The following is a 17,259-nucleotide window of genomic DNA, read 5'->3' as shown; positions in this document are numbered from 1 at the left end:
GGGATAGAAAATGAAAAGTGATAATGTAAAAAAAGGGATGCAGCAGGCACCACATCGATCATTATTTAATGCTTTAGGTTTAACTGAAGAAGAGATGGATAAACCGTTAATTGGAATTGTTAGTTCATATAATGAAATTGTCCCTGGACATATGAATCTTGATAAAATCGTTGAAGCAGTAAAAATGGGAGTAGCCCTAGCGGGTGGAGTACCTAGAGAATTCCCGGCTATTGCGGTATGTGATGGAATTGCTATGGGACATATTGGAATGAAGTATTCGTTAGTAACTAGAGATTTAATTGCTGATAGTACTGAAGCAATGGCTTTAGCTCATCAATTTGATGCTTTAGTTATGGTACCCAACTGCGATAAAAATGTACCAGGATTATTGATGGCGGCTGCAAGGATCAATATACCAACTATCTTTGTTTCTGGGGGACCAATGTTAGCTGGACGCGTACATGGTAAAAAAACTAGTTTATCATCAATGTTTGAAGCGGTAGGAAGCTATAGTGCAGGTAAAATTGATGAGGAAGAAGTTCGTTATTATGAAAATCATGCTTGTCCAACATGTGGTTCATGTTCTGGGATGTATACGGCTAATTCAATGAACTGTCTGACTGAAGTGTTAGGAATGGGGCTTCGTGGGAATGGGACTATTCCTGCTGTCTATTCTGAAAGAATTAAATTAGCTAAACATGCGGGAATGCAAATTATGGAATTGTTAAAGAAAGACATTCGTCCTCGTGATATTATCACTAAAGAATCAATGATGAATGCTTTAACGATGGATATGGCGTTGGGATGTTCAACTAATTCAATGTTACATTTGCCAGCTATTGCTCATGAAATTGGTTTTGATTTCAATATAAAGTTTGCTAATGAAATAAGTGAAAAAACACCTAATCTTTGCCATTTGGCGCCAGCTGGACCTACTTATATGGAAGACTTGAACGAAGCAGGCGGTATTTATGCAGTAATGAAAGAAATCAGTAAATTAAATTTATTGAATCTTGATTGTATGACTGTTACTGGTAAAACAGTAGGTGAAAATATTAAAGATGCAGTTAACTTTGATCCTGAAGTAATTCGAACAATTGAAAATCCATATAGTAAAACAGGCGGATTAGCTGTTTTATCGGGAAATTTAGCGCCTGATGGTAGTGTAGTAAAACGCTCAGCAGTTGTGCCGGAAATGATGGAACATAGTGGTCCTGCAAGGGTCTTTGATTGTGAAGAAGATGCGATTGAAGCAATTAAAGGTGGTAAGATCGTAGCGGGAGACGTTGTTGTGATTCGTTACGAAGGACCTAAGGGTGGGCCTGGAATGCGCGAAATGTTGAATCCAACCTCTGCAATTGCCGGAATGGGCTTAGGATCAACAGTAGCCTTAATTACTGATGGTCGATTCTCAGGGGCATCTCGTGGAGCTTCGATTGGACATGTTTCACCTGAAGCGGCAGTAGGTGGACCGATTGCTTTAGTTGAAGAAGGCGATATTATAGAAATTAATATTCCTGAATATAAAATCAATTTAAAAATTTCTGATGAAGAAATGGCAAAACGTAAAGCTAAATGGCAGCCAAGAGAACCAAAAGTAACGACTGGTTACCTAGCGAGATATGCGGCAATGGTAACTTCAGGTGATCGTGGTGCTATTTTAGAAGTACAAAAAAATAAGTAGAGGGAGGTATTTAAATGTTATTAACAGGTTCCCAAATTGTTGCTGAATGTTTAATTGAACAAGGTGTTGATACAGTGTTTGGTTATCCAGGTGGAACAATTCTAAATATTTATGATGCTTTATACCAATATCAAGATAAGATTCATCATATCTTAACATCTCACGAACAAGGTGCGGCCCATGCTGCTGACGGCTATGCGCGCTCAACAGGAAAGGTTGGAGTGTGTATGGCGACTTCTGGGCCGGGAGCTACGAATCTGGTTACAGGGATTGCTACGGCTTACATGGATTCAACGCCATTAGTTGCAATTACTGCTAATGTTGCAGTATCGCTGCTTGGGCGTGACAGCTTCCAAGAAATTGATATCGCTGGAGTTACTATGCCAATTACTAAACATAATTTTATTGTTAAAGATATTAAAGATTTGGCACCAACGATCCGTAAAGCCTTTCATATTGCGAGCGAAGGTCGTCCTGGGCCGGTATTAGTGGATATAACTAAGGATGTTACAGCGGCTAAATTTGATTTTGAGTCAATTGTTCCAGAAGTGATCGAACCACGTAAATATACTTATGGTGCTCAAGAATTAGATCAAGCTATCAAGATGATTGAAGCAAGTGAAAAACCATTTATTTTTGTTGGTGGTGGGGCAATCGCTAGTGATGCGGCTAGCGAATTGAAAGAATTTGCTGAAAAAATTGATGCTCCTGTTACGGATTCTTTAATGGGTAAAGGCGCATATGATAATACCCGTCCTCGTTATACTGGAATGTTAGGGATGCATGGAACAAAAGCCTCAAATTTTGGGGTTAGTCAATGTGATTTATTGATTGTTGTAGGGGCCCGGTTCTCTGATCGAGTTACTGGAGATACAAATCGTTTTGCTAAAGATGCAAAGATTATCCATATTGATGTTGATGCTGCTGAAATTAATAAAAATGTTGTTGTTGATTTAGGGATCGTTGGTGATGCTAAAAATGTACTTAAAGAACTTAATGAAAAATTAACACGTCAAAATCATCCTCAATGGTTAAAAGAAATTCGTGATTTAAAAGAACGTTATCCTTTAAGTTATGATGATGAAGGTTTAACAGGTCCTTATGTAATTGAACAAATTGATTATCTCACTAATAGTGAAGCAATAATTTGTACTGATGTTGGACAACATCAAATGTGGGCGGCTCAATACTTTAATTATCGTCGCCCTCGTCAATTTATTTCTTCAGGTGGTGCTGGAACCATGGGATTTGGTTTAGGAGCAGCAATGGGAGCAAAATTAGCTAATCCCCACCAAACTGTCTTTAATATTGCTGGAGACGGATGTTTTAGAATGAATTTAAATGAATTAGCAACTCTAAGCCGTTATAATATTCCAGTAATTCAAGTCGTTATGAATAATCAAGTTTTAGGAATGGTTCGTCAATGGCAAACATTGTTCTATGGACAACGTTATTCCAACACAATTCTCGAAGATAAAGTTGATTTTTGTAAAGTTGCTGAAGGTTTAGGTTGTAAAGCAATTAAAGTTACAACTAAAGAAGAAGTTGCTTCAGCAATCAAAATTGCAATGGAGCATGACGGTCCTGTAGTGATTGAATGTATGATTGGTAAAGATGATAAAGTATTCCCGATGGTTGCTCCAGGTGGTGCAATTGCGGAAGCTTTTGACGATACTGATTTAAAGAATAAACAATAGGTAGTAATTTTTAATTACTATCTTTTTGTTTTTTAAAAGTATTTATTATAATATGCATTGAAAATCTAAATATCAAGTGTAATAATTGAAATATAGGATAAGGTTATAAGGGGGCAAGACAATGCAAAACGTATACAAATGTGTCTATGATTATGATGATCAGCAAATTGACAGGTTAACAAAAAACGGTAGTAGTATTCTTGGATTATTCAAGGTGATTGTGGAGAATGAGCGTTTTGTATTAATGCCGGTTAATCATCTAAATGCTAAAGATAGGAGCGTTTATTTTAATGAGATTGAAAAAGTAAAGATGACTTTATCCACAGGTGCAGCAACACGAATCACTATTAATCGTGCGACAATTTATCAAATTGATTTAAATATTTATTTTCATGATGGTTCATTATTTACTTTAGAATTTAGAAGTTTTCGAGGGGTTGTATCATTGATAAAGAAATTTGCAGAATTACATATCTATGTATATGATCCGATGAATTTATTGGAGATTATTTCAATGGATGATCGTTGGGCGATTGAAAAATATTTTGCAATTAACCTTGAGAAAATTAAAAAACAATTTCAAGTTGAAGAAATGCGAAAAAAAGATCGCTATGTTAAAGCGTAATGAGGAAAAGGGGGAATATAAATGAATGTAGTGTTAACGGGTGATAATACAAATATTACACCATACATAGTAATTATGGTAATTGCTATCGTTGTTATCGCAGGAGTATTGATTTATCGCAAAAAGAAACAAAAATAAAAAAAGAAACCGCTAGCGATAAGCGGTTTCTAAAGCTTTTTTCAAGACTTTAGGATCTTTATTATATGGTGTGACCTTACAGATTGGTTTATTGATTCCTAGTAATGTATAAACTGCAATTCTTGCGGCTCTTACAGAATATTCTTCGGTAAAGACCATATCCTCAGGGATTTCTACAAATTGAGAAATCATCGCAAAGTTAGTAGATCCTTTGGGAACAACATGAGGTCGATCGCTCATTTTTCGAGGCTGGAACTGGGCATCTACATATGGCATCATACATGGAATGACATTGATGATGTCTTTTTTAATTTCCTCTTTACGATCAATTAAATGAAGATGATATAGTAATTCATCAAAAATTTCTTCTCCAGTACAATCTTTCATTGGTTTTTTAATATAGTCGCCTAAACGATCAGTGTATAAGCCGTAAGCCCAAAAAATTGTAGTGTTAGCATCTTGTGCTTTGAAATGCGGTTGGGCTGCAACGACCATCGACATTAGCCATGATGAGTCTTTAAAGGTCATTAAAGCACCACTACCAGGGATGTTAGTTGAGAATTCCTCAATTATTTTAAGGAATTTATTTCCTTTAAATGTCACAGTAATACTCTCCCAGTTTGTTTCTTTAATGTTACCAAAGAATGGCTCAGGATTACCGAGGTTTGGTTTCTTTTGGGCAACCTTATACCAGAGTTCGCCAGAAATTGGTTTTTCAAGAGGTTTAGGAGCAGGAGTTTTGTAATCTCCTAAGGTAGCACTGTCAGTCATACATGCATTAGTCATAATACAAATGTCATTATCATTGAGAATGATTTTTTCATCTTTGCCATCTTTATTTAAGTAAAGCACTTTAACAGTAATAGTATCATCATCTTTAAAATCAATATCTGTAACAGTAGCGTTTGTTACAAAGTTGACATGATGACTATCTAAGTATTTCTTGATTGGTAAAATAACTGACTCAAATTGATTATATGGTGTTCTTGTTACGCCGGCTAATGTTTCGATACGTGGGAATTCAAAAATCATGCGGTTCATATAGCGTTTTAATTCAAAAACACTTGACCATTTTTGAAAGGCAAAAGTTGTTTGCCACATATACCAGAAGTTAGTTGTAAAGAAATGAGGTGCATCTTTAAACCATTGTTCAATCGTAATATCATCAAGTTTAGATTCAGGAGTAATCATTAATTTTCCTAAAGTTAAGCGATCGTTATTATCAAAGCCCATTGACTTAACGTCAAGAATTTTTCCATGACGATCAATTAAACGTGCCCGAGCTTCAGTTGGATGTAAATGATCAAAATCTAGTATTTCTTTAGTTACGCTTTGACCAGGATGGTCAAGTGAAGGAATTCGATCGAATAATTCCCAAAAATTCTCATAAGTTTCTTCATTTAACATTCGTCCGCCACGACAAACAAATCCATCTTTAATTGATCCGGCACCATCATTACTACCACCAAGAATTTTCATGCCTTCAAAAATATGAATATTTTTACCATCAACATGACCGTCTTGAATCAAATAGGCAGCCGCGGCCATACTGGCAAGCCCGCCACCAATTAAATAAAATTGTTGGTTTGTAATTTCAACAGGTTTTCTAACTGTATCTTTGTTATCAGCGTATTTCTTTGCTGCAACTGCTCCAGCTCCAGCTAGAAGAGCTGCTCCAGTTAATAATTTTGTTTTAGTTTTCATTTTTAATATCCTTCTTTCTTCTAACAAATACTAGTATAGCCAGAAAAAATAAAAAGTATTTAAACAAAGATTTAACTTTGTCTAAATACTAGACAGATATAATTAATTGTCTAATTATTTAATAAACTAGCAGCAAAAGTTTCACTTTGAGTAGCGATTTTTTTTAGTCCGTGTGCAAGTTTTGCAGGCTCATTTTTCATATTGGTTTTTATCCAGCGGAGTACTGTTCCGGCAATTCCATAAGCATAAAATTCACTAAAAAAATTCTTTTCTTGTGGGGAAACGGTTTTGTTTACATCAAGCTTAGTAATCGCATCATAAAAACATTTCTGAGCCAGATTATATAGATCATGATAAAAATATTGTTCATTGGTATTGATAGTGCTAATATAAAAATCTTTTTCTTGATATATTTTTTCTAAAACTGTTAATAGACATTGATCCCAGTTGTCAAAAGTAATGATATTCTCGATATCTGCAAATAATTCATCATAATATAACCACTGTAATAAATCATATTTATCTTGGAAGTGATAATAAAAAGTTTGACGATTTAGACCACATTTATTAGTTAGATCGTTAATGGAAATTTTTTCAAAGTTTCGATACTGACAAAGTTCTTTTAAAGTTTTAGCCAAAGCCCGTTTAGTGATTAAAGAATCAGACATATAGTTCACCTCGATGATTATTGTAACAAATTTTTATGAATAAAACATTTACATTAATAATAATCTTGTTATAATAAGTATATAATCTTTCGTTTTATTGTGATGAAAGGCAAAAAAGGGGGGGGGAGATATTTGGTTAAAATTACAGAATTAAAAACGAATAATATTCATCAAGTACGATTATGTTTTTATAATGGTGAAATTTGGACTAAAAACGATTTAGCTAAACATACTGGTCTATCACTTGCAGCAACAACGAACATCTTACAATTATTACTAAAAGATGATGAAATTAAGCTTGTTGGAGAAGCGCAGTCAACTGGTGGTCGCAAATCAAAACAATATATTCTAAATAAAGATTATTATCATTTAGGTAACGTAAGTTTAAAAAGAGATGATCAATATTATTATTTTCTTGTTAAAATTACAGATTTATTAGGGAATATTTTAAAGGAAGAAAAGCTTATTAGTGAAGAGGGTTCAATCGATGAATTACTAGAAGCCATAAGTAATTTAATTTGTGATGATTATAAAGTAACAGTGCTAGCACTAAGTATCCCGGGAGTGTGTAAAGATGGAAAAGTTGGAATTTGTGATTTTGAAGCGTTACGAAATTGTGAGTTGTTAAAGCTGCTGAAAGAGCATTTCAATCTTGATATAATAATGGACAATGATGTTAATGCGGCTAGCATAGGGTTTGGAATTCATTATCCAAATGCTAACAATTTAGCGTTAATGTATCAGCCTAAGATTAAATATGTTGGATGTGGTATTTTAATTAATCATCGATTATGCAGCGGATATTCTAACTTTGCGGGTGAACTATCATATTTGCCGTTTATGAGCCATCATGAGCAAGATGAAATGTTGTTTAAAGCTCCAAATGATTTACTATTAAAACAATTAGCAACGATTTGTTGTGTTATCAATCCGGAAATTATTGGTGTTTGCAGTGATGTATTTAAAGAGTTTGATTCGAGTCAATTAATTAATTATTTACCCGCAGAACATTGGCCTAAAATTATTGATATCGATAATTTAGATCAATTAATTAAAGATGGATTGTATAGTTTAGGAATTGAAGTATTAAAAAATAAAATGCGAAAGAGAGATAGATAAATGGAAAAGTATATTGATTTACACATGCATTCAAAATATAGTGATGATGGTGAATTTACTCCGACTCAATTAGTTGAACAATGCCACAAAGCAGGAATTAAGGTTATGGCAATTGCTGATCATAATAGTGTTAAAGCGATTGATGAAGCGAAAGAAGCAGCAGCTAAATTAAATATTAAATATATTCCTAGTGTCGAAATTGACTGTACTTATAAGGGAATCAACCTACATGTTTTAGGTTATGGGGTTGATTATCATCATGCGGATTTCGTGACGTTAGAAGAAAATGTATTGAACCAAGAACTAGCATGTTCAAAAGAAAAGGTAAAATTAACAAATATGTTAGGTTTTGATGTTGATCAAGCAGCGTTAGATGCTTTAAGTGATAATGGTGTTTATACGGGGGAAATGTTTGGTGAAGTATTATTAAATGATCAACGTTATAATGAAAATTCTTTATTAAAACCATATCGTAGCGGGGGAGAACGTAGCGATAATCCATATGTTAATTTTTATTGGGATTTCTATGCTCAAGGGAAACCATGTTATACAGAAATAGTTTATCCGACTTTAAAAGAAACGATTGATTTAATCAAGAGGCATGGAGGAACAGTTGTTTTAGCTCATCCTGGGAATAATTTAAAAGGTAAATTTGAGATTTTTGATGAGATGGTGGAATTAGGTGTAGAAGGGGTTGAAGCTTTTAGTAATTATCATAGTCCTGAAACAGTTGAATATTTCTATCAAGCAGGAAAAAAACATCAGATTTTGATTACATGTGGTAGTGATTATCATGGTAAAACTAAGCCGGCAATTGAGCTTGGTGAATGTCGCTGTACGATCGATGAACATGATATTGAAAATCAATTAAAAGAATATAAATTAATCTAATTATAAGAGCGTAATGGAGCGCTCTTTTTTATCAAAAATAAATTATAATTGTTCTTTAATTGATACAATCACTGTGCTATAATCGGGGCGTATAAAAGGGGATCAGTAACATGGATATAAAAAAGAAGAAATGCTTGATTAGCTTTGGTGCTGTGTTTTTATCATCGTTAATCATGGCTTTTGCAACAAAAAATTTAGTTCGGCCAGCCGGGATTTTATCAGGCGGATTTATGGGAATCGCAATAATGATCGATATGATTGCTGAACTAATCGGGCACAATATACCTACTTCAATTGGCTTATTGTGTTTAAATATCCCAGTAGCTTTATTTTGTGCAAAAAAAATATCACCACGATTTGTTTTCTTTTCGCTTTTGCAGGTTGGTCTGACATCGTTGTTTTTACCATTGATGCCACAAGTTCCATTATTTGATGACAAGATATTAAATGTTATTTTTGGTGGATTTATGTTTGGCGGAAGTATTGTAATTGCTTTGAAAGGTAATGCTTCAAGTGGTGGAACCGATTTTATAGCATTGTATGTTTCCAATAAGAGCGGAAAGGAAATCTGGAATCAAGTGTTCATTTTTAATACAATAATGTTGTGTGTATTTGGATATATTTTTGGTTTTGAGGCAGCAGGATATTCAATTTTATTCCAATTTATGTCAACAAAAACAGTTTCTAATTTTCATACCCGTTATAAACGTGTAATGATGCAGATTTTCACAAAAAACAAAGATGATGTTATGGCAATATATTGCAAAAAGTTTCATCATGGGATTACAGCTTTAGATGGAATGGGTGGATATTCTAAGACGCCGGTTTCTATGTTAACGGCAATTGTTTCAAGTTATGAGGTTGATGATGTTGTTACTGCTTTAAAAGAAGTTGACCCCAAGATAATTATTAATGTAAGTAAGTCAGAAAAATATGTTGGTCGTTTTTACAATGCACCATTATAAAAATAATCCCGTTAGTTTAACTGGCGGGATTATTTGGTATTAGTATTTTGACAATAAAGTAACCTTCATCTTCTTCGAATTTAATTAAACCTTGGTAATGGTTGACTAATAGTCGTACGTTATTAATACCAATTCCATGATGCTCAGAGTCAACTTTAGTTGTATTTAAATCTGGATTAGCAGCTAGAACACTATCTTTGATACTGTTTTTAATACTAATAAAATAATACTCTGGTTTTGTCCCGATAGAAACCCAAAGTTGTTTATTGAAATTTGAATCGCAATTTTCAATTGCGTTGTCAATTAAGTTTCCCACAATAATAAAGAAATGGGCATCTTCCAGTGGACCAATGGTATTATGACAACTAGTTATAAGATGAATCTCTTTATCCTTTATTTGATTAACTTTTTGTAATAATAAATAATCTAATAATTCATTTCCAGAAGATTGAACAAAGTTATTGCTATTTAAATTATGATTATATTCATTGATGATTTTAAAAGCTTCATTATAATTTTTATTAGTTAGTTGGTATTTTATGGCATTAAAGACATGGATAATATCATGTTTCCAATTTCTTAGTTGTTGATAATTATTTTCATTGATACTTTGAATAGTTTCTAAGTTTTCAATTTTCATACTTTTTCGTTGTAATTCGAGAATACGATATTGTTCGCGCTGGGCCTCAAAGAATACAAAACAAAGACAGATTGTTAGGGCATCAATAAGCAATAATAGCAATGTTAGAGTGGAATTAAGATTATCCCCATAAAATATGTAATCAACAGTAACGCTGTAAATAAAGTTTAATAAAACAATTGAAATTGTAATATATTTAAGTACTTGACTTTCTAAAAAATAATACTTTTTAATATGACTGGCTGTTGCAAGTACGAGAACAAGTAAGATTGGTTTTGAAATCATAGCCATTAAATGATAACCGTCAACTGAATCGATTGGAAATTTGGCTAGTAAAGTAGAGAAACAAATTGATAAAGTAGTTGCTACATTAACAAGAGTATTAATGAACAAAGCGATAAAGATATTTTGTAAATAATTCGCTTTATTTAGAAAGTGTGAATAGGAAAAGAGAATTAGAATTGAAAGAACAATCATTATTATTTCGGGTGATGATGTAAAATTACATGCTGTTATGACTCCCGAATAAAAGAGAGAGGCAATCAAATAGGTGGAAAATTTCCTGTTAAATAATTTGTATACAAATAATGTGCAAATAAAAGCTTCAGTAATATTTATAATTAAATCAAAATAGCTCATAGTAACCCCCAAATATAGCTTTGATAGTGTTTTTCGAAATGTTTATTATATCCTAAGGATATGATTAGTTCGATATTATTTTTTAAACAAATTTTATTCTTTTTAATATCTTTTATATGTAACATATTTATTATAGTAGAACGATTAATGCGTACTAATCCATTAGAAAGGTGGGATTTTTCAATGTTTCCTATAGTGTCACGAATACAAATAGATTTTTTGTTTTCATATAAAAAGATATAACATAAGTGATCTTCTACAATGATGTAATAAATATCTTTGATGCGAATATTTTTCTTCCGATCGTAAATATAACCAGTAATAAATTTATCATTCTTTTTCAATGATTTAAATAACTGATTACAGACATTGATTATTTCTATTTTAATATTTTGTTTATTAATAAACTGAAATGGATGAATATTGTATGCGTTTGCGCGATAATCATTATTATTAGTAACAACTATAATTTTTGTTTCATAATAATTATTAAGACGTTCGGCAAATGAAAAACCATCTTCTTTAGGCATTTCGATATCTAAGAAGATAGCGTCATAAAAAATACTCAAATCAAAATTCAATGAATTATTATAAACATCAAGTTTATATTCAATATTATGAAGCTGACATTCCTTTTCTAATGTCGATAGGATTAATTTTTGGTCAAAATGATTATCATCAATAATTGCAAACTTATACATAGTTATTTCTCCTTTAGTGACTATTATATACGAAACTTGACGATTCGCGAAATAAAATAGTACTTTACGACATATATATTGTATTAATTTGGTGTTATGATATTGTGATGAAAGGAGATGTGGTTATGATTGATAGTTTATCAAATAAGTTAGTGAATTATTTAGACAAAGGTAATTATTTAGATGAGGATAAAGAAATATACCTTCATGGAGCTAAGCTGATTATTTCTGAAGTGATTGGGACGTTGCTGCTTTTATTTTTGGGTTTAATGACTAATCATTTTATTGAAGCAGTTGTTTATGAAATTGTTTTATCAAGCACAAGATCAATTTTAGGCGGGTATCATTGTAAAAGTTATGCCGCTTGTATTTGTACATATGCTGGTTTTTTCTTGGCGGGTGTTATATTTTTAAATTATTATCATTTTACATTAATGACAATATTAATAGTGTGTTTGATTGGTTCAATTAATATTTTAGCTTTAGGTCCAGTAGATAACGTGAATAAAGTTGCGAGTAAAAAGAAGAAAGATGTATTCAAACGTTATTCAAAAATAGTCTTAATAATTTATCTAACAATAATAGCGGCATTATTCCATATTCATAATGGATATTTAGACATAATGGTTTATATATTTATTGTGATTAATCTACTAATGTTGGGAGGGAAGATTGATTATGAAAAATCTAAAAAGTAAAGTATTAAAAGTTTTAAGTTCAGGTTTATTTTTAGTTGCTGTTCAAGCGGTAAGTGTATATTCACAAAGACATATTTATCAAGAACAAGAACCTGAGGCATTAAAGAAATACGACAGATATTAATAAGAAAAGGATTGAGATAAATTGCGTATCTCAATCCTTTTTTGTATGCCGGGCATGGCATATATCTAGGTGGTGAAAGTCCACTGTGGGGGTGCCAACCACTAGCCAATATCAAGGGTGTCTATCGTGAGGTGGAATCTGAAAGAAGATGGAGGCAAAATCTTGGTCCGAGGAACATGAATCACATCAGGCATATAATGGGGACGAGTGTGCAAAGCAACATGAAGTCATAAGAGGTTGTGGAATGAAACTATTATATGTAAATGTGGCAGATATATGGAAGGAAAGAGATATGACCTTATCCTGGGAGGTCTCATGATGGAGAAATCCTAGTAATAATGAATCATGGGAAGTCAGCAGAGGTCGTAGTAGCAAAGAAGTGGCTGTAATGGTCATGAAGCGAAGGCCCGAAAGAAGAATACAGGGGAAGTGAGTATAATGGATAGCGAAAGAAATGGAGGTAACGGAAATATGAAAACTGATAATGCATTGCTTGAACAGATGCTTAGTGATACTAATCTAGGACTAGCATTTACACAAGTAAAACGAAACAAAAGTGCAAGTGGAGCAGATGGGAGTAGATGAACTTAAAGGTTATCTAGAAGAAATTAAGGACAGTATACGTAACAAGACATATAAGCCAGAACTTGTACGAAGAGTAGAAATACCTAAACCTGATGGCGGAGTACAAAATTTAGGAGTACCAACAGTACTTGATAGATTTGTTCAACAAGCCATAGCCCAAGTATTAATACCTATCTACGAATCAATATTTAGTGACAATAGTTTTGGCTTTAGACCAAATAGGTGTTGCGAAATGGCAATTATCAAAGCGTTAGAATATATGAATTAAGGCTTTCAGTAGGTAGTAGATATAGACTTGGAAAAGTTCTTTGATACAGTTAATCACGATAAACTCATCTCACTTGTCATGAAGGGTGTAAAAAGTGAGGAGATAGTATCTCTAATTAGAAAATTCCTAGTGAGTGGAATTATGATTGATAATGAATATAGAGAGTCAGTCGTAGGAACACCACAAGGGGGAAATCTAAGTCCCCTACTCAGTAACATAGTTCTCAATGAACTAGATAAAGAAATGGAAGCACGAGGGCTAAGATTCACACGTTATGCAGACGATTGTATTATATTAGTGGGTAGCAGTAAAGCCGCCGATAGAGTAATGGAAAACATTAGTAAATTCATAGAAAAGAAACGTAGATTTAAGGTAAACATGACTAAAAGCAAAATTTTGAAACCTAATGATATTAAATATCTAGGATTTGGTTTCTACTATGACTCTTTTTCATCTATGTGGAAAGCAAAACCACATGAGAAAACTGCAAACAAAATTGAAGAAACTAACAAATAGAAGTTGGTCAGTATCTTGGGAATATAGAATACTTAAGATAAGACAACTGATAGTTGGATGGATTAATTACTATCGGATAGGAAATTTTATGGGTGTATGTAGAAAACTAGATAAACAAATAAAATTTCGAATAAGAATGTGCCTTTGGAAGAAGTGGAAGACGAACAAAAGCAGGGAAAAGCAACTAATAAAATTAGGAGTATTACCATGGCAAGCAAAGACTTAGGCAAACTGTCGTGAGTCATATGCAAGATGTGCAAGCACATTTCTACAAACAAAAATCACAAACAATTTACTATATAAAAAAGGGCTACCATCAATGGTAGTCCAGTATCAGTTAAAACATATTTCAATATAGATTTAAACCGTCGTACGGCACGTACGGTGGTGTGAGAGGTCGAAAATAAATATAAAATTATTTATTTTCTCCTACTCGATTATTTTATTAAATTGTTTTCTAATAAAAAGTTATAAGCAACATCTTTTGTTTTTTGTTTTTCTTCATCTACTTTATAATTTAGGTCTATCATTACTTCTTCGTTTAGATAATTTTGTAATTGATTAACTAATTCAATGATTTCTGGACATTCATCTTTGATTCTTTGATTAATGATCGGAATAGCATTGTATGGTAAGAAGAAGTTTTTGTCATCAGTTAACACCTTTAAGTCAAATTTCTTTAATAGTCCATCAGTAGAAAAAGCATCAACTAGATCACATTCATTATTAACTAATGCTGTATATCGAGGTGAACCGTCAATTGGGATAACTTCTTTAAACTGAAGTGGATATGTTTCTTGTAAACCGACTAAGCAGTCTTTTCTTTCAACAAATGTTAATGTTGGTGAAAAGATTAATTGATTAGAAACTTTACATAGATCACTAATTGTTTCGATGTTATATTTATCAGCAGTTTGCTTGCTCATTGCTAAGGTATAAGTGTTGTTAAATCCTAGTGGTTCTAAAACGGTAAAATTATATTGTTTTTTCATTTCGTCTTTGACTGTGTTGTAGACAGCTTCTACGTCACTGTTAGGCTCAAGGCCGAGAACACTACCGTAAATAGTTCCTGTATAATCGACATACATATCGACATCACCAGTTTTCATCGCATCTAAGACGATTGACGAAGAGCCAAGTGATAATGACTGGTTTACTTCTACATCGGTATTTTTTTCAATCAAATACTTTAACATATAGTTCAATATTTCTTGTTCAGAAAAGTCCATACTACCAATATTGATTGTGATTTTATCGCTAGTTTTGCCTAAATTAGTATAAACAAAACTTCCAGCTAGACAGATACAAGTAGCGATAATAACGATCTTATCAATAAGTTTTTTTCCTTTGCTTTGTGGACTGGCTAGTTGATTGCATTTAGGGGTAACTAAGACTTCTAAAATTGAAAAAATATAATCAATCAATAATGCTAAGATACAGGCAGGAATAGCTCCGGCTAGAATCTGTGCATTATTTACTGTTCGGATTCCCGCATAGACTAAATACCCTAATCCTCCGGCACCAATAAAAGCTGCTAGAGTCATTAACCCGACTGAACTGACTGCTGAGATTCTAACTCCGGCCATGATAACAGGTGCTGCTAAAGGAATTTGAACTTTATAAAGAACTTGCATTGGTGTTAATCCGATTCCTTTAGCTGCTTCAAGGGTATCGCTATTAATGCTATCCAATCCAGCTACGGTATTTTTTATAATTGGTAATAACGAATACAAGATAACCATTACAATCGCTGGTTTTGTTCCTATTCCTAATAAAGGAATCATGAATCCTAACAAGGCCATTGATGGAATTGCTTGAATAATATTTGCAATTGCCATGACTGGTTTTTTTGATGGTTTAAAATAAGTAATAATGATTCCTAGTGGAACTCCAATTAAAATTGAAATAATAATAGCAAGAATCGTTAGTTGAATATGATCGATAAAGAGTCCGAAGATAGTTGAAAAGTTTTGACTAAAGTAATTAATAAATTCATTCATTTTAATCATCCTCACTTTCATCATATTTCTTTGATAAAGTGGTTACTAATGTACTCTTAGTAATTAATCCAACTAATTTGTTTTTATCATCAACTACTGGCAAAGTGTAAATATTACTGCTGTTAGCTAGATTGATGACATCAACGATAGATTCATCGGGTTTAACTGATAAACATTCGGTATGCATTACCTCATCGACCTTTTTATCACGATTCTTTTCTCTAGCTGCTTGATTAGCATCAAGAATTCCTAAAAAGTTTTGATGATTATCAACGATCATCAAACTATCAACTTTATAATTATACATAATGTTTACAGCTTTGATACATTTTAAATTGACATTACAAGTAATTGGCTTATCAATCATGATATCAGCTACCTTGATTAATTCTGGCGAATCCCATATTCGTTTTTTTCCAACGAAGTTATGAACAAAATCATTAGCAGGATGCTTTAAAATTTGTTCAGGCGTATCAAATTGTTGGACACGGCCATCAGACATAATACAAATTCGATCAGCCATTTTGATTGCTTCAGCCATATCATGAGTTACAAAAATAATGGTTTTATGTAGCTTGTTTTGTAACGTTAGCAACTCATCTTGGAGTTGTTCTCTGGTGATTGGATCAAGAGCACTAAATGGCTCATCCATTAAGATGATCTCTGGATCACTGGCGAACGCTCGGGCAACTCCGACCCTTTGCTGTTGACCGCCACTCATTTGAGTAGGGTATAAGTTCATATACCCTTCTGGATCGAGTCCTACCATATCCAATAGTTCAACAACCTTGGTGGCAAGGCTGGGATCCTTCTTGTTTTTTAATTTTGGTATTAATTCGATGTTTTCTTTGACAGTCATATGGGGAAATAATCCTGTCTGTTGAATTACATAACCAATATTTCGTCTTAAATCAATTTCGTCTTCTTTGCTGATGTCTTTACCGTCAACATAGATAGCCCCACGAGTAGGCTTGATCAAGCGGTTGATCATTTTTAAAGCGGTAGTTTTACCACAGCCACTAGGACCGATGATACAAACGAATTCTCCCTTATCAATTGAAAACGAAACGTCTTCTAGTACATGTTTGTCCTTAAAAGACTTATAGATATTTTTAAATTCAATCATTTAATCATTCCCTTCTTAAGTACCTATTATATCACAGAAAATGTGTACTTTATGTGAATATGGTAATTTACTTCTATTGTTGTGATAATAAATTAGCATGATTTCATCAATAAAATTGTTTATTGATGGGGTGTTCAACAGCATAAAAACCGCCGTTGAAGCTGTATGCGTGATAACCACAGCGCGTTAATTTTTGAGCTAGATCAAGGGATCTTTTGCCGCTGTAACAGATTAAATAAATAGGCTTATCTTTGGGGAATTGTGGTGGAGTGGCGATAAAAGTATCGTAAGGGATATTGATGAACTTGCGCAAATGAATTTTATTAAATTGTAAAGGATCTCTTAAATCGATAAATGTATAATCATGTTTTAGTAATTCGGGTAATTTGTCGACACTGATTAATTGGCTGTTTTCCATATATTTCACCTCATTATATTGTATGAAATTAATTGAAAACAATGAATAACAGT

20 protein-coding genes are annotated in these 17,259 nt (G+C 32.9%); 13 read left to right on the top strand and 7 right to left on the bottom strand.

What is annotated here, in order from left to right:
* Window positions 1-10: 10 nt before the first annotated feature.
* The 4 genes from ilvD (at window position 11) to KTF99_RS14620 (ending at window position 4,144) form a co-directional block, all read left to right on the top strand.
* The gene (gene ilvD, locus KTF99_RS14635) at window positions 11-1,684 is read left to right on the top strand and encodes a dihydroxy-acid dehydratase (protein WP_008792697.1); all 1,674 of its coding nucleotides are present in this window, start codon (window positions 11-13) and stop codon (window positions 1,682-1,684) included.
* A gap of 14 nt (window positions 1,685-1,698) precedes the next feature.
* Complete coding sequence (gene ilvB, locus KTF99_RS14630) at window positions 1,699-3,381, top strand: biosynthetic-type acetolactate synthase large subunit (protein ID WP_029482322.1); 1,683 nt, start codon at window positions 1,699-1,701, stop codon at window positions 3,379-3,381.
* Window positions 3,382-3,502: 121 nt separating this feature from the next.
* Window positions 3,503-4,006, top strand: a complete 504-nt coding sequence (locus KTF99_RS14625) for a hypothetical protein (protein WP_003539605.1) — start codon at window positions 3,503-3,505, stop codon at window positions 4,004-4,006.
* A 21-nt stretch (window positions 4,007-4,027) separates the two neighbouring features.
* Window positions 4,028-4,144: an LPXTG cell wall anchor domain-containing protein gene (locus KTF99_RS14620; RefSeq protein WP_008792698.1), complete on the top strand. Its 117-nt coding sequence runs from the start codon at window positions 4,028-4,030 to the stop codon at window positions 4,142-4,144.
* 12 nt (window positions 4,145-4,156) lie between these two features.
* Here the strand turns inward: KTF99_RS14620 and KTF99_RS14615 are convergent, their stop codons facing one another.
* Both KTF99_RS14615 and KTF99_RS14610 read right to left on the bottom strand, forming a co-directional pair.
* The gene (locus KTF99_RS14615) at window positions 4,157-5,848 is read right to left on the bottom strand and encodes an oleate hydratase (protein WP_003539607.1); all 1,692 of its coding nucleotides are present in this window, start codon (window positions 5,846-5,848) and stop codon (window positions 4,157-4,159) included.
* Window positions 5,849-5,958: 110 nt separating this feature from the next.
* Window positions 5,959-6,516: a TetR/AcrR family transcriptional regulator C-terminal domain-containing protein gene (locus tag KTF99_RS14610; protein WP_003539610.1), complete on the bottom strand. Its 558-nt coding sequence runs from the start codon at window positions 6,514-6,516 to the stop codon at window positions 5,959-5,961.
* A gap of 132 nt (window positions 6,517-6,648) precedes the next feature.
* Between KTF99_RS14610 and KTF99_RS14605 the strand changes: the two genes are divergently transcribed.
* The 3 genes from KTF99_RS14605 to KTF99_RS14595 all read left to right on the top strand — a co-directional run bounded on the left by KTF99_RS14605 (window position 6,649) and on the right by KTF99_RS14595 (window position 9,491).
* Entirely contained in the window at window positions 6,649-7,635 is a 987-nt protein-coding gene (locus tag KTF99_RS14605; protein ID WP_003539611.1) for an ROK family protein, read from the top strand.
* Window positions 7,636-8,526 carry a PHP domain-containing protein gene (locus KTF99_RS14600; RefSeq protein WP_003539612.1) on the top strand — a complete coding sequence of 297 codons (891 nt, stop codon included), beginning with the start codon at window positions 7,636-7,638 and terminating at the stop codon, window positions 8,524-8,526.
* A gap of 110 nt (window positions 8,527-8,636) precedes the next feature.
* Complete coding sequence (locus KTF99_RS14595; RefSeq protein ID WP_009008926.1) at window positions 8,637-9,491, top strand: YitT family protein; 855 nt, start codon at window positions 8,637-8,639, stop codon at window positions 9,489-9,491.
* 16 nt (window positions 9,492-9,507) lie between these two features.
* Here KTF99_RS14595 and KTF99_RS14590 read toward each other — a convergent pair whose 3' ends face one another.
* The gene (locus KTF99_RS14590; protein ID WP_226828661.1) at window positions 9,508-10,524 is read right to left on the bottom strand and encodes a sensor histidine kinase; all 1,017 of its coding nucleotides are present in this window, start codon (window positions 10,522-10,524) and stop codon (window positions 9,508-9,510) included.
* A 242-nt stretch (window positions 10,525-10,766) separates the two neighbouring features.
* A complete protein-coding gene (locus KTF99_RS14585; protein WP_003539617.1) occupies window positions 10,767-11,471 on the bottom strand; it encodes a LytR/AlgR family response regulator transcription factor in 705 nt (234 codons plus the stop codon).
* Window positions 11,472-11,596: 125 nt separating this feature from the next.
* Between KTF99_RS14585 and KTF99_RS14580 the strand changes: the two genes are divergently transcribed.
* The 6 genes from KTF99_RS14580 to KTF99_RS17690 all read left to right on the top strand — a co-directional run bounded on the left by KTF99_RS14580 (window position 11,597) and on the right by KTF99_RS17690 (window position 13,888).
* Entirely contained in the window at window positions 11,597-12,169 is a 573-nt protein-coding gene (locus KTF99_RS14580) for an accessory gene regulator ArgB-like protein (RefSeq protein ID WP_029482324.1), read from the top strand.
* On the top strand, window positions 12,150-12,293 hold the full coding sequence (locus KTF99_RS14575; protein WP_003539619.1) for a cyclic lactone autoinducer peptide: 144 nt from the start codon (window positions 12,150-12,152) through the stop codon (window positions 12,291-12,293). Before KTF99_RS14580 ends, KTF99_RS14575 begins: the two co-directional genes overlap by 20 nt.
* 438 nt (window positions 12,294-12,731) lie before the next feature.
* Window positions 12,732-12,878 carry a hypothetical protein gene (locus tag KTF99_RS14570; RefSeq protein ID WP_003539621.1) on the top strand — a complete coding sequence of 49 codons (147 nt, stop codon included), beginning with the start codon at window positions 12,732-12,734 and terminating at the stop codon, window positions 12,876-12,878.
* A complete protein-coding gene (locus tag KTF99_RS17570) occupies window positions 12,850-13,146 on the top strand; it encodes a reverse transcriptase domain-containing protein (protein WP_199414233.1) in 297 nt (98 codons plus the stop codon). Before KTF99_RS14570 ends, KTF99_RS17570 begins: the two co-directional genes overlap by 29 nt.
* 27 nt (window positions 13,147-13,173) lie before the next feature.
* On the top strand, window positions 13,174-13,662 hold the full coding sequence (locus KTF99_RS17565) for a reverse transcriptase domain-containing protein (RefSeq protein WP_009008928.1): 489 nt from the start codon (window positions 13,174-13,176) through the stop codon (window positions 13,660-13,662).
* Complete coding sequence (locus tag KTF99_RS17690; RefSeq protein ID WP_081723976.1) at window positions 13,586-13,888, top strand: group II intron maturase-specific domain-containing protein; 303 nt, start codon at window positions 13,586-13,588, stop codon at window positions 13,886-13,888. Before KTF99_RS17565 ends, KTF99_RS17690 begins: the two co-directional genes overlap by 77 nt.
* Window positions 13,889-14,099: 211 nt before the next feature.
* Here KTF99_RS17690 and KTF99_RS14550 read toward each other — a convergent pair whose 3' ends face one another.
* The 3 genes from KTF99_RS14550 to KTF99_RS14540 form a co-directional block, all read right to left on the bottom strand.
* A complete protein-coding gene (locus KTF99_RS14550; protein WP_008792705.1) occupies window positions 14,100-15,662 on the bottom strand; it encodes an ABC transporter permease/substrate-binding protein in 1,563 nt (520 codons plus the stop codon).
* Between the two features lies 1 nt (window position 15,663).
* Window positions 15,664-16,788 (bottom strand): ABC transporter ATP-binding protein, encoded by a 1,125-nt coding sequence (locus KTF99_RS14545; protein WP_003539633.1) that lies wholly within the window; start codon window positions 16,786-16,788, stop codon window positions 15,664-15,666.
* A 106-nt stretch (window positions 16,789-16,894) separates the two neighbouring features.
* The gene (locus KTF99_RS14540) at window positions 16,895-17,206 is read right to left on the bottom strand and encodes a rhodanese-like domain-containing protein (protein ID WP_003539634.1); all 312 of its coding nucleotides are present in this window, start codon (window positions 17,204-17,206) and stop codon (window positions 16,895-16,897) included.
* Between the last annotated feature and the right edge of the window lie 53 nt (window positions 17,207-17,259).

The organism is Erysipelatoclostridium sp. MSK.7.34 (assembly GCF_019041935.1).
Lineage (GTDB): Bacteria > Bacillota_I > Bacilli_A > Erysipelotrichales > Coprobacillaceae > Thomasclavelia > Thomasclavelia ramosa.
The sequence above is the reverse complement of the archived record's forward strand: the minus strand, read 5'-3'. Positions and strand labels throughout refer to the sequence as shown.